Annotated in this window: 13 protein-coding genes, 23 tRNA genes, 1 rRNA gene and 1 other annotated feature; of the genes, 4 read left to right on the top strand and 33 right to left on the bottom strand. The window is 38.3% G+C overall.

Annotated elements, in window-relative coordinates; genetic code table 11:
* Window position 1: 1 nt before the first annotated feature.
* Both ACUW85_RS05290 and ACUW85_RS05295 read right to left on the bottom strand, forming a co-directional pair.
* Window positions 2–715, bottom strand: coding sequence for a Rha family transcriptional regulator (locus tag ACUW85_RS05290; protein WP_182023375.1), 714 nt, complete (start codon window positions 713–715; stop codon window positions 2–4).
* Window positions 716–919: a helix-turn-helix domain-containing protein gene (locus ACUW85_RS05295; protein WP_182023374.1), complete on the bottom strand. Its 204-nt coding sequence runs from the start codon at window positions 917–919 to the stop codon at window positions 716–718.
* A 241-nt stretch (window positions 920–1,160) separates the two neighbouring features.
* Between ACUW85_RS05295 and ACUW85_RS05300 the strand changes: the two genes are divergently transcribed.
* The 4 genes from ACUW85_RS05300 to ACUW85_RS05315 all read left to right on the top strand — a co-directional run bounded on the left by ACUW85_RS05300 (window position 1,161) and on the right by ACUW85_RS05315 (window position 3,738).
* Complete coding sequence (locus ACUW85_RS05300; RefSeq protein WP_259345382.1) at window positions 1,161–1,589, top strand: helix-turn-helix domain-containing protein; 429 nt, start codon at window positions 1,161–1,163, stop codon at window positions 1,587–1,589.
* A gap of 12 nt (window positions 1,590–1,601) precedes the next feature.
* On the top strand, window positions 1,602–2,000 hold the full coding sequence (locus ACUW85_RS05305; protein ID WP_182023373.1) for an ImmA/IrrE family metallo-endopeptidase: 399 nt from the start codon (window positions 1,602–1,604) through the stop codon (window positions 1,998–2,000).
* A gap of 11 nt (window positions 2,001–2,011) precedes the next feature.
* Window positions 2,012–2,506 carry a PH domain-containing protein gene (locus ACUW85_RS05310; protein WP_182023372.1) on the top strand — a complete coding sequence of 165 codons (495 nt, stop codon included), beginning with the start codon at window positions 2,012–2,014 and terminating at the stop codon, window positions 2,504–2,506.
* A gap of 119 nt (window positions 2,507–2,625) precedes the next feature.
* Entirely contained in the window at window positions 2,626–3,738 is a 1,113-nt protein-coding gene (locus ACUW85_RS05315) for a tyrosine-type recombinase/integrase (RefSeq protein WP_182023371.1), read from the top strand.
* A gap of 62 nt (window positions 3,739–3,800) precedes the next feature.
* Here the strand turns inward: ACUW85_RS05315 and rpmA are convergent, their stop codons facing one another.
* The 31 genes from rpmA to rrf all read right to left on the bottom strand — a co-directional run bounded on the left by rpmA (window position 3,801) and on the right by rrf (window position 11,265).
* A complete protein-coding gene (gene rpmA, locus ACUW85_RS05320; protein WP_016897563.1) occupies window positions 3,801–4,088 on the bottom strand; it encodes a 50S ribosomal protein L27 in 288 nt (95 codons plus the stop codon).
* A 13-nt stretch (window positions 4,089–4,101) separates the two neighbouring features.
* Entirely contained in the window at window positions 4,102–4,449 is a 348-nt protein-coding gene (locus ACUW85_RS05325) for a ribosomal-processing cysteine protease Prp (RefSeq protein WP_003140932.1), read from the bottom strand.
* 16 nt (window positions 4,450–4,465) lie between these two features.
* The gene (rplU, locus tag ACUW85_RS05330; RefSeq protein WP_003140931.1) at window positions 4,466–4,774 is read right to left on the bottom strand and encodes a 50S ribosomal protein L21; all 309 of its coding nucleotides are present in this window, start codon (window positions 4,772–4,774) and stop codon (window positions 4,466–4,468) included.
* 15 nt (window positions 4,775–4,789) lie between these two features.
* Window positions 4,790–4,865, bottom strand: a sequence feature (ribosomal protein L21 leader region).
* Window positions 4,866–4,973: 108 nt separating this feature from the next.
* Window positions 4,974–5,651, bottom strand: a complete 678-nt coding sequence (locus ACUW85_RS05335) for an amino acid ABC transporter ATP-binding protein (protein WP_048727216.1) — start codon at window positions 5,649–5,651, stop codon at window positions 4,974–4,976.
* A 15-nt stretch (window positions 5,652–5,666) separates the two neighbouring features.
* Window positions 5,667–7,121, bottom strand: coding sequence for an ABC transporter permease subunit (locus tag ACUW85_RS05340; RefSeq protein ID WP_082148223.1), 1,455 nt, complete (start codon window positions 7,119–7,121; stop codon window positions 5,667–5,669).
* Between the two features lie 321 nt (window positions 7,122–7,442).
* Complete coding sequence (gene mreD / locus ACUW85_RS05345; protein ID WP_310649006.1) at window positions 7,443–8,057, bottom strand: rod shape-determining protein MreD; 615 nt, start codon at window positions 8,055–8,057, stop codon at window positions 7,443–7,445.
* A complete protein-coding gene (gene mreC, locus ACUW85_RS05350) occupies window positions 7,975–8,892 on the bottom strand; it encodes a rod shape-determining protein MreC (protein ID WP_082148222.1) in 918 nt (305 codons plus the stop codon). The genes mreD and mreC overlap by 83 nt, the downstream gene beginning before the upstream one ends.
* A 171-nt stretch (window positions 8,893–9,063) precedes the next feature.
* Window positions 9,064–9,135: transfer RNA gene (locus tag ACUW85_RS05355), tRNA-Glu, on the bottom strand.
* Window positions 9,136–9,153: 18 nt separating this feature from the next.
* Window positions 9,154–9,226, bottom strand: a tRNA-Phe gene (locus tag ACUW85_RS05360).
* An 8-nt stretch (window positions 9,227–9,234) separates the two neighbouring features.
* A tRNA-Asp gene (locus tag ACUW85_RS05365) sits at window positions 9,235–9,307 on the bottom strand.
* Between the two features lie 7 nt (window positions 9,308–9,314).
* Window positions 9,315–9,387: transfer RNA gene (locus tag ACUW85_RS05370), tRNA-Met, on the bottom strand.
* 15 nt (window positions 9,388–9,402) lie between these two features.
* Window positions 9,403–9,492, bottom strand: a tRNA-Ser gene (locus ACUW85_RS05375).
* A gap of 33 nt (window positions 9,493–9,525) precedes the next feature.
* Window positions 9,526–9,597: transfer RNA gene (locus ACUW85_RS05380), tRNA-Glu, on the bottom strand.
* Between the two features lie 15 nt (window positions 9,598–9,612).
* Window positions 9,613–9,700: transfer RNA gene (locus tag ACUW85_RS05385), tRNA-Ser, on the bottom strand.
* Window positions 9,701–9,709: 9 nt separating this feature from the next.
* Window positions 9,710–9,783: transfer RNA gene (locus ACUW85_RS05390), tRNA-Ile, on the bottom strand.
* A 10-nt stretch (window positions 9,784–9,793) separates the two neighbouring features.
* Window positions 9,794–9,864 (bottom strand) — tRNA-Gly (locus tag ACUW85_RS05395).
* A 15-nt stretch (window positions 9,865–9,879) separates the two neighbouring features.
* Window positions 9,880–9,952 (bottom strand) — tRNA-Asp (locus tag ACUW85_RS05400).
* Window positions 9,953–9,959: 7 nt separating this feature from the next.
* Window positions 9,960–10,032: transfer RNA gene (locus ACUW85_RS05405), tRNA-Met, on the bottom strand.
* 15 nt (window positions 10,033–10,047) lie between these two features.
* Window positions 10,048–10,137, bottom strand: a tRNA-Ser gene (locus tag ACUW85_RS05410).
* 39 nt (window positions 10,138–10,176) lie between these two features.
* Window positions 10,177–10,250 (bottom strand) — tRNA-Ile (locus ACUW85_RS05415).
* Window positions 10,251–10,264: 14 nt separating this feature from the next.
* A tRNA-Met gene (locus ACUW85_RS05420) sits at window positions 10,265–10,338 on the bottom strand.
* A gap of 20 nt (window positions 10,339–10,358) precedes the next feature.
* A tRNA-Ala gene (locus ACUW85_RS05425) sits at window positions 10,359–10,431 on the bottom strand.
* A 9-nt stretch (window positions 10,432–10,440) separates the two neighbouring features.
* Window positions 10,441–10,514 (bottom strand) — tRNA-Pro (locus tag ACUW85_RS05430).
* A 5-nt stretch (window positions 10,515–10,519) separates the two neighbouring features.
* Window positions 10,520–10,593: transfer RNA gene (locus ACUW85_RS05435), tRNA-Arg, on the bottom strand.
* A gap of 10 nt (window positions 10,594–10,603) precedes the next feature.
* Window positions 10,604–10,688, bottom strand: a tRNA-Leu gene (locus ACUW85_RS05440).
* 40 nt (window positions 10,689–10,728) lie between these two features.
* Window positions 10,729–10,800 (bottom strand) — tRNA-Gly (locus ACUW85_RS05445).
* Between the two features lie 24 nt (window positions 10,801–10,824).
* Window positions 10,825–10,897, bottom strand: a tRNA-Thr gene (locus ACUW85_RS05450).
* A gap of 10 nt (window positions 10,898–10,907) precedes the next feature.
* A tRNA-Leu gene (locus ACUW85_RS05455) sits at window positions 10,908–10,989 on the bottom strand.
* A 4-nt stretch (window positions 10,990–10,993) separates the two neighbouring features.
* Window positions 10,994–11,066, bottom strand: a tRNA-Lys gene (locus tag ACUW85_RS05460).
* 1 nt (window position 11,067) lies between these two features.
* Window positions 11,068–11,143: transfer RNA gene (locus ACUW85_RS05465), tRNA-Val, on the bottom strand.
* 6 nt (window positions 11,144–11,149) lie between these two features.
* Window positions 11,150–11,265: ribosomal RNA gene (gene rrf / locus ACUW85_RS05470) — 5S ribosomal RNA — on the bottom strand.
* Window positions 11,266–11,376: the final 111 nt, after the last annotated feature.

Below are 11,376 nucleotides of genomic sequence, written 5' to 3' on the forward strand. Positions count from 1 at the left end.
TCTACACCCCCAAAGTCGTTTGAGAGTTAGATTTTTTGATTTCAAAAGCTAATTCCATAGATGGTTTCCACATCGCTGCTAGATCCATAGCTTCATCAAATCTTAGTTTTGGGATTTCTTCATAACTAGCTACATCGAAATAGTTTTTGATTTCTCGCCAGTGTTCAGAAATAGCTTTTTTATAAAAGCCTTCATAAGCTTGCGAATGTTTTCCACCAACCGCTTCCATAGCGTTCTTACGAACTAACTTTGATAGCTTTGACTTCTGTAATCTGCTTAGGTCAATTTCTTGTTTTAATCCTTCAACATCACTTGATACTGTCGAAATTTGTTTCTTCAGCTCTTTTTGCGTTTCCAGTGTGGCAATCATAATATCTTCTGGGCTCATTGGTAGTTGTCGCTGTTCAATGTAATTTTCCATTTCATTAAAGGCATTGATATATGCTAATTTGAATTGAAGCGCTTTGTTACCGGTAAAACCCATGGCCAATAATGTGAAACCGTCACGATTCATATAAATCATTCGATACTCTTGTTTATTCTGCGGATGAACATAAGTTGATTCACTGAATAAGTCTCCCCAGTTTTGGGTAAGCCCCTCTTTGAGTTCGTCTAAGTCTCTTAGTATATGATCATGTCTTTTTTCAAAGTTTTCAGCTACTTGCAAACTTGTGGTAACTGCCTGCTTGTCTTTCATAATTACTAAATTTTCCATTTACTTTTCCTCCATTCCCTCACCAATCAATGACCGATAAGATACACCTAGATAATCTGCAACTTTTAGCAATCTCGTTGATTGTGGCACTGCTGTATTCCACTTTGAAATAGACCCGTTTGAAAAATTTAAATCTCTTTCAATACGGTAAATAGAAATACCTTTTTTGTTCGCAATTTCTTTGATTTTGTCGTAAATCTCCATACACCTCACCTTTTCTCTAAGAAAATAATCGAATGCTATTGACTTTTAATAGAATGTTTTCTATCATGTGTGTATGACAAATAAACACATGAAGCTATTGGCGTAGCAATCAAGTTTTTTCGATTAATTCTTAATAAATTATTTATGCTTTTCCCGAGCACATACTTAGTTTATTAGATTTAATTCTATTTGTCAACCATCAATAGACTAAAATCTATATTTATTTGAACTGAGGTAAATTATGAATCCAAAAATGATAGTAAATAAGCTGATACATCAAAGTTCTGACGTTAACAGCATAGCCGAATTAGAAAGGAAGTTAGATATATCGAATGGAACAATAAGTAAATGGGATAAGTCTAAACCAGGTACGCAGCATTTAATCAAAGTTGCAGACTACTTTAATGTTAGTACTGATTACCTATTAGGTAGAACTGAAATCAAAACGCCACATTGGGCTTTAAATGAAAAAGATGAAAAAGATATCGCTGAAGAAGTTGAGAAAATCATCAGTGGTTTAGATGACGGATCTGGTGCTGAAATCAACTTCTATGGCGAACCTATGTCTGAAGAACAAAAAGCTTTATTTATGAATTCTCTTGAAATGGCTTTGCGTATGGCCAAAGAGGAAGCGAAAAGAAAATATACGCCTAAAAAATATCGTGACTAGGCGGTGTGCTATTTGATTAGAAAACGAGTTAATCAGATTGTCAGCAAATATAAGACCAATGAGCCAAGAATTATATTGAGAGAAAAACAAATTAAGATTTTAAGAAGCCCATTAGGTGGTAAGTTTGCTTACAAAACTACTTATAAGCGATCTAGTGTAATTACATTAGATGAAAATTTAGATGAATACGAAGAACGTTATATTTTAGCTCATGAGTTAGGTCACATTGTGTTGCATAAAGGGCAAAGCACTACCTTTTATCGAGCTAATAACTTTGGCAATATACCTAAAATAGAGCGTGAAGCTAATGAATTTGCTACACTATTGTTGTTGCATGGTCAAATGTACGACAATAAATATGATGCTTTACGTGAAAATGGGATTCCATATGAAATGGAAAGATTTATATAGGAGGAAATATAATGAAGTTTTGTCCAGAATGTGGGAATAGTATCGAGGGTATGAAATTCTGTTCAAATTGTGGTTTTAAAGTTGATGGTGGCGGTGCTGCTACCGCAAGTAATAAACATGAAATTTTGAATAAAGAGGAAACAATCACTACTTTTTCAACACACCTTTTTGGTATGGAAGATAAAAAGCAAAATCTTGCCGGAAAAATTGACCTATCATTACCACGGGTTAACTACACGCTTACTAATCAACGTATATTACTAGAACGCAAGAATCTAACCACTAAGCGTGAAGAAATCGAACTTGGTGACATTATTAAAATTGATGTGAAGCAAGGATTAAAAGAAAAGGTTTTAAAAATTGGTCACATTGTTTTAAATTTGAATGACGGTAGAGAAGTAATGTTTAAACAATTACAGAATCCATACGAGATTAAAGATCAGATCCGTGCTGCAACTCAAAACTATCAAACAAGAAGTAAAATTGATTATCGAGTTGATTTATAAAATAAAAAAAGCCCTACCCTTTGACTTTGGACGGTACACGGGTAAGGCTTAGGAACAAAAACGCACTAAGTGTGTGCTTTTTGTATACCCAATTTTATCATAAGAAAGGAAGTTTTGAAATGTGGTCAGAAAAAACACCTAATGGAAAAGTAAAATTTGTTGAACGATATAAAGACCCGCTAACCGATAAAATGGAACGTGTAAGTGTGACAATGGAAAAGAATACAGCAAGCACTAGGAAACAAGCTACTGCAATTTTAAATGAAAGAATTGAAGAATTAATAAACGCACCACAAAGTGGCTTAACTTTAGAGGATATTGCAAACGATTGGTTTAAAGTACACAAGCAAAATGTTAAACAGTCAACTGCCCAGCGAACGGCTAACAATATAAAGTTGCTAACCAATAAATTTGGTAACGTTAAATTTGAAAAATTAGCAGCAAATATGATTAATAACTACTATTTAGAGTTGTTAACAAATGGTAGATATAAATACTCATCAGTCGTACTCGCCAACAATACATTGAAACAAATAGTAAAATTTGCTTTGAAGTATAAAGGCATTGATCAACATGTGTTACTAGACCTGTTAGAAGTGCCTAAAATCAATCGGTCTGAAAAGAATAAATTGAAGTATTTAGAGCCTGATGAACTAAATCAAATTATTGACTATTTTAAAAGTGAAGATAATGAAGAATATGCTCGTATGGCAATCATACAATCTGGGACAGGTATGCGGTTTAGTGAAATGGTGGCTTTGAATTTTGATGATGTTAATTTAGAGGAACACACGCTTGTTGTCAGCAAGAATTATGACCATGACCATAAAATATTTACTGCTCCAAAAAACGGTGATGATCGTGTGGTATTTTTTAATGATGATGTGAAAAATGCTTTAACTGAACAAATCCAACACGCTAAATTAAAAATGTTAGAAACGAATAAAAATAGAGAACAACGACTATTATTTGTAGGCAACACTGGCTATCCTATCAGACCTGCACAAATGAATGTTAGCTTAAAAGGCATTATAAGCAAGCCTGTGAGCACTCATTACTTTAGACATACATTCATATCTCTTGCTGTTCAGAACGGCGTATCAAAGGAAATAATCGCTGAACAGGTAGGTCACGCTGACACTAAGATGATAGATAAAGTGTATGCTCACTTTACGAAAAAAATGCGAGCACAACAAAAAAACGCAATGCTCAATTTGAACATTGCGAAGTAGTTTGCCCCTTATCTGCCCCTTAGGGAAGCAAGAGAGCTTATAAATGTTGATATATCAGCTTATTATTCAGCAGCTACTGGATAAACTGATACTTGTTTTTGGTCACGGCCTTTACGTTCGAAGCGAACGATTCCGTCAACTTTAGCAAATAAAGTATCGTCTCCACCGCGTCCTACGTTTACACCTGGGTAAATTTTAGTACCGCGTTGACGGTATAAAATTGAACCACCTGAAACTTCTTGACCATCAGCACGTTTAGCACCTAAACGTTTTGATTGAGAGTCACGACCATTGGCAGTAGACCCGCCCCCTTTTTTGTGGGCGAAGAATTGTAAATTAAATTTCAACATGGGATAACCTCCTCTAATATTTCGTTGTTTTGGATACATGTATAAAGTCACCGTAATTGGCTTCAACGTCTTCAGACAAGGCCAAATAGCAACTTGTTAATAACATTTGAGCAAGTTCACCCTGCTCTGTAGAGAGATCCTTGGTTAACTCAACATACAAGTAACCGCCATTTTCTTCATCGGCTTCAATAAGTGGCTCGATACTTGCCATACGTGTCAGGTTATTCACTGTCGATAAAACGACTGCGGATACTCCTGCACAAACAACATCTTGCCCATATTCACCAGCAAAGGCGTGGCCAGAAACTTCAAAGCTAACAAATTGATCTTTCTCGTCAGTTTTAAAGATTGCTTGAATCATAACATCACACTTTTAATTAAGCATTGATTGAGTCGATAACAACTTTAGTGTATGGTTGACGATGACCTTGTTTACGGTGAGAATCTTTTTTAGCTTTGTATTTGAAAGTAGTTACTTTCTTTTGACGACCTTGTTTTTCAACAGTTGCTTCAACAGTCGCACCTTCAACTAATGGTGCTCCTACTTTAACATCGTCACCACCAACAAAAACTACTTGATCAAAAGTAACTTTGTCTCCTGCTTCTGCATTTAATTTTTCAATGTAGATAGCTTGTCCAGCTTCAACTTTAATTTGTTTTCCACCAGTTTTAATAATTGCGTACATCTAACGCACCTCCTTATATAGACTTAGACTCGCCACGATACGTGGTCTTTCGACACTTAAAATACGATATCATGCGCGGTTGCAGTGTGGTGCTCACACTTTTTACAACATCATATATATTACCAAATTAACCTAACCACGTCAAGAAAATCATCATGATTAAGTTAAATAGTTGATAAAATCTAGAATTTAGCTTAGATTATTTTGCGAATTCAGTCGATGACTCAATTCTAGTTCCAATTTGTTTACCGAACTCAGTATCATGGGTAACAATCAGAATGGCTTTACCTTGGTCCTTAGATAAGGCTGTGATAAGGCCACCGATTTGATTAGCAGATTCTCTATCCAAAGCTGAAGTAGGTTCATCAAAACACAAGACACTTGGATTTAGCATTAAAGCTCTAGCAATCGCCACCCGTTGCTTTTGACCACCAGACAATGTTGATGGGAAAACATCTGCTTTATCAGATAAACCAACATCCGCTAATAGATTTTTACCATCTTCAATCAATTCTTCTTTGTTTTTAAGCCCTTGTGCTAAGGGTGCTTCAATCAGATTTTGAATCACGGTTAAATTTGGGAACAATTGATAATCTTGGAAAACCATGCCGAGTTCATTTTGATAAGCTCGACGCTCACTATTTGAACTATAGACAGCTTTAGTGCCGTTATCTTTTGATAAGACCTTACCGTTAATTTCAATCGTACCACGGTCTGCTTCTTCAAGATTGTTTATAATACGCATGAATGTCGTTTTACCCGTCCCTGAACGACCTAGTAAAATCACAACTTCACCAGGATTGATTTCGAAGTCATAATCCTTAATGACTTGGTTATCTTGATAAGATTTATTTAGTCCTGCTACTTTTAATGACATAAGATGACCTCCCTTTTACCATTTCAATTGGTTTTCAAATTTACGTAAGACAAATGTAAGAACTGCTGTCACGATTAAGTAAATCGCCCCAGCAACTAAGTATGGTACTAGAGACGCATAGGTATTAGCTGCAATATTTCCGGCTCTTAGTAACTCGCCAAGTCCGATCACATAAACTAATGACGTATCTTTTACTAGGGAAATCACTTCGTTACCAATTGAAGGTAATACAATATTAACTACTTGCGGTAAGATAATTCTTCTAAAACCACGAATTTTACCAATACCTAATACAGAAATACTTTCATATTGACCGTCCGGCACTGCTGAAATACCACCTCTAAAGATTTCTGCAAAATAAGCTGCATAGTTAATCACATATGCTAGAACAGCTGCTGGGAATCGATCCATGGCGATACCAATATATGGTAAACCGAAGAAGATCACCATCAATTGAAGCATCAGTGGACTACCACGCATGATGAAAACATAAGCTTCAATAATTGCTTGTAACCATTTTGGTCCAAACACGCGTAAGATTCCAATTAAGAAGCCAATTGGTACTGATAGAATCAATACAATGACAAATAAAAGTAGGGTTAATTTTAATCCATTTAATAATGAAGGCAATACCGTCATGACAATATTTGAAGAGCCCGTTGATTCTGAATCTTCACCGAACCATTTCGCTTCAATTTCAGCATAAGTCCCGTTTTGTCTTAATTCTTCAATACCTGCATCTACTTGCTCTTTTAATGCAGTGTCTGATTTTCTAAAACCAACACCCATCGGTTCAACAGATGTTTCATCTACAAAGTACTCATATTCATCTAAAGTCCCTTTTTGATTTAAGGTATAGCGAGAATAAATATCACCAGCATAGATAGCATCCACACGGTCAGCATCCAAATCAGCAAACACTTCATTGTACGAAGGGTATAAGACTGGTTCATCAGCTAATTGGTTATATAAGTCATCTGGCCACTCTTGCATAAATGTTAAGGCTGTTGACCCAGATTGTGTGGCAATCGTTTTACCTGCTAAATCAGAAATTTCTTCAATACCTGAACCTTTTTTACTAATGACCATTTGTCCAGACTCAATATATGGTTCAGAGAACAAGACCATTTCTTCACGTTCTGGTGTGATCCCATAACCATTCCAGATCATATCGATATTACCTGAATTCAACTCAGTTTCTTTCATCGTCCAATCAATTGGTTGAAATTCTAAATTCCAACCATATAGGTCAGCTACTGCATTAGCTAAGTCGATATCGAAACCGACCAATTCACCTTCTCCATCACGGAAACCCATTGGCGCGAATGTATCGTCTAAACCGATAATATAAGTTTCACCACTCGTATCCTCAGATTCAGTTGCTTTTACCGATGTTTGCCCTATAGCAAATACCAGACCTATTGATAAAATAATTGATAATACAAAATTGCTAAGTTTAAATTTCTTCATTGCTTCCACCCTCCAGTTAAATTAAAAAACGTCCTTTTACACCAAACTCACTTGGTATAAAAGGACGTGAAATAAACGTGGTTCCACCTTTTTTCATAGCAATCTCACGATTACTATCTCTGCGTGTCAATACTGACACAGTGATTAACGCTCACGCACGAATTATCTTTAATAATTTGCTCTTGGGTGTGTAGATACGATTTTTATACCTATTCTCAACTTTGCTAGGCTCTCTTTAATAAAAGGCTCGTAACCTCTTCCAATCAACACTTTTCATATTTGTAAATTTATTATAATCATTTTTTAATTTTTAATCAAGTATTATTTTTCAAACCAAATAACTAATTTCTGAATTAGCCAAATAAAGATAAAACCTAAAAAGGCATTGAATAATAACGACGGAATATAGTTCTGACTTAAAAAGTAATAATAGCTACTACTATGTATATCGATTAAGTAGTATAAAGCATAGATAAAATGCGTGTACACGGTATAAACAATAAGGATCCATAACCAAATCGTATAAAAGTTCATTGGGAATTTTTTTATAACCGCCCGAGTAAGTATTACTATCATGGGAAATAAGAATAAATTAACCCCAAGTATCGAAGAATAATAAGCGTCGTATATAAAACCTATGATAATACTCACAAGGAATATTTTTGAATCATTTATTAAATAAACCGCCAATAAGGTAATCACAATCAGTGTGAATTGTGGACTGATCTGAAATTTTTCACTACCCAAACTATATGACAACATGGTCATCACGCTACCATCCAATAATAAAATAAAGAACACAAAGGTAGGGATCAAAAAATTGTTCTTAAAGAAATGTAACATACTGACCTCCCTATTCTCCTGTATCTGTAGATGCAGCGGAGGATTCAGCAGCCTGATCTTCACTATCAGCTGATGTATCACTTGAACTTTCATTCAAGGTCATGATAACCAATACTGAACGGATATCTTTGAAGTCTGCAGCAGGTTTTACTTTCACTGACTGAGATAAACCAAAGTTATCAGAAGATGCTGATGTTACTTCTCCAATGATTAAACCTTCTGGAGATACACCACCTAAACCACTTGTAGTGACCGTATTTCCTTCAGAAACTTTTGCATCATTCGGCACTTGTTTAAGGATTAATTCCTGTGTCTTTTCATCATAGTCAGATAAAATCCCAGACACGATACCATCATCCGTTTGAATACTTACAGCTACGTTCTTCATTTGATTATTCTCAGTAATCAATAACTGCACTTTTGAACTCGTAGCAGAGACTTCCGTTACATGCCCTACAAGGCCACTCTCTGTCATCACAGACATGTTCTCTTCAATACCACTATTAGTCCCTACATCGATTGTAATTGAGTCTAACCAGGTATCTGGAGATCTAGAAATAACAGAAGAAGCAATAACATTCTTACCAACTAATGAAGGTTGTAAATCAAGTAAGGCAGATAGCTCTTCATTTTCACTTTGTAATATCTCATTTTGAGCTTCCAGTTCCTCTAGTGAAGAAATTTGGCTTTTCAATCGTTGGTTATCTTCGTATGTGTTCATTAAATCGTTAATTGAATCTGTAAAGCGCATCATCGCATTCGTTGGTGTAGAAACAAATCTACCCACAACTGCGGTCACATCATTCACCCATAAAATTGGTTTGGGCATCTGTGATTGACTAAATATAGAGTAGGCAATCATACTGAATGAAGTGATGACACTAACAAGCAGGACAATTAATTTTTTATTCTCAAAAAATCGTCGCAATATTATCCATCCCTTCACTTACATATGGTATTTATTATATCAAAGTCTTAAGTTAATTTGTAATGTTTATCCATGCAAATCTATTCTTAATATTTATTTTAGGATAATCTTAAGACAATATAAAATAGAAAAACAAAAAAGAGAAGCTTTCGCCTCCCTTTTTAATTATGATGACCCGTACGGGACTCGAACCCGTGTTACCGCCGTGAAAGGGCGGTGTCTTAACCGCTTGACCAACGGGCCAGTATAAAAAAATTGCTATGGTCCGAGACAGATTTGAACTGCCGACACCTTGAGCTTCAATCAAGTGCTCTACCAACTGAGCTATCAGACCTTAATCAACGGTCCCGACGGGAATCGAACCCGCGATCTCCTCCGTGACAGGGAGGCGTGATAACCGCTACACTACGGGACCATTTCAATTGCGGGAGTAGGACTCGAACCTACGACCTCCGGGTTATGAGCCCGACGAGCTGCCAACTGCTCCATCCCGCGATATTAATAAGAAAAAGGAGGATAAGGGATTCGAACCCTTGCACGCTTTTACACGTCTGACGGTTTTCAAGACCGTTCCCTTCAGCCGGACTTGGGTAATCCTCCGAGGTAGTAAAAATATTAAGCTTTATCAAGCTATGACCCGTACGGGACTCGAACCCGTGTTACCGCCGTGAAAGGGCGGTGTCTTAACCGCTTGACCAACGGGCCAAATATATATAAAAGCGGAGAATAAGGGATTCGAACCCTTGCATCGCTTACGCGATCTAACGATTTAGCAAACCGTCCTCTTCAGCCTCTTGAGTAATTCTCCAAATATCAATGGGCCTGAATGGACTCGAACCATCGACCTCCCGCTTATCAGGCGGACGCTCTAACCAGCTGAGCTACAGGCCCATAATACTAAAGCGGGTGACGAGAATCGAACTCGCGACGATAGCTTGGAAGGCTATGGTTTTACCACTAAACTACACCCGCATATAATTTTATTTACGGTCCCGACGGGAATCGAACCCGCGATCTCCTCCGTGACAGGGAGGCGTGATAACCGCTACACTACGGGACCATTTCAATTGCGGGAGTAGGACTCGAACCTACGACCTCCGGGTTATGAGCCCGACGAGCTGCCAACTGCTCCATCCCGCGATATTAATAAGAAAAAGGAGGATAAGGGATTCGAACCCTTGCACGCTTTTACACGTCTGACGGTTTTCAAGACCGTTCCCTTCAGCCGGACTTGGGTAATCCTCCAAGGCAATAAAATATCTTTCATATAATCCCATACAAGGATGGACCTTGTAGGACTCGAACCTACGACCGGACGGTTATGAGCCGTCTGCTCTAACCAACTGAGCTAAAGGTCCAAGTAATTATATAATAGCGGCGAAGGGGATCGAACCCATGACCTCCCGGGTATGAACCGGACGCTCTAGCCAGCTGAGCTACACCGCCATATTATACATCTAATTAAGTGGAGAATAGCGGGATCGAACCGCTGACCTCCTGCGTGCAAAGCAGGCGCTCTCCCAGCTGAGCTAATCCCCCACATTAGAATCGGGAAAACAGGATTCGAACCTGCGACCCCTTGGTCCCAAACCAAGTGCTCTACCAAGCTGAGCTATTTCCCGGGTCATGCACCCAGCAGGATTCGAACCTGCAACCGCTTGATTCGTAGTCAAGTACTCTATCCAGTTGAGCCATGGGTGCTTATATAAAATGCCGAGGACCGGGGTCGAACCGGTACGAGGTTAACCCTCGCAGGATTTTAAGTCCTGTGCGTCTGCCAATTCCGCCACCCCGGCATATTATAAAATGTATTTATATGGATGTCCTTTCGGACAAAGCGGAAAACGGGGTTCGAACCCGCGACCCCCACCTTGGCAAGGTGGTGCTCTACCACTGAGCTATTTCCGCGTATTTGAATATCAAAGATATCAATGCCGGCTAAAGGACTTGAACCCTCGACCCTCTGATTACAAATCAGATGCTCTACCAACTGAGCTAAGCCGGCTTATATATAATGCGGGTGAAGGGACTTGAACCCCCACGCCTTGCGGCGCCAGATCCTAAATCTGGTGCGTCTGCCAATTCCGCCACACCCGCATAATGACCCGTGTAGGATTCGAACCTACGACCCACTGATTAAAAGTCAGTTGCTCTACCAACTGAGCTAACGAGTCATGGTGGAGAATGAGGGGCTCGAACCCCCGACATCCTGCTTGTAAGGCAGACGCTCTCCCAGCTGAGCTAATTCTCCGGTTTTGCATGGCAACGTCCTAGTCTCACAGGGGGAAACCCCCAACTACATTCGGCGCTAAGAAGCTTAACTTCTGTGTTCGAGATGGGAACAGGTGTGTCCTTCTTGCCATCATTACCACACAATATTTATATGAGCTTTTGTTCGCTCAAAACTGAATCTGTAAGTCGTCTACCATTCCATCATACAATCTTATATCCATTGGATAAGTCCTCGACCGATTAGTACTAGTC

The sequence above is a fragment of the Aerococcus sp. 150760013-2 genome (assembly GCF_053627715.1).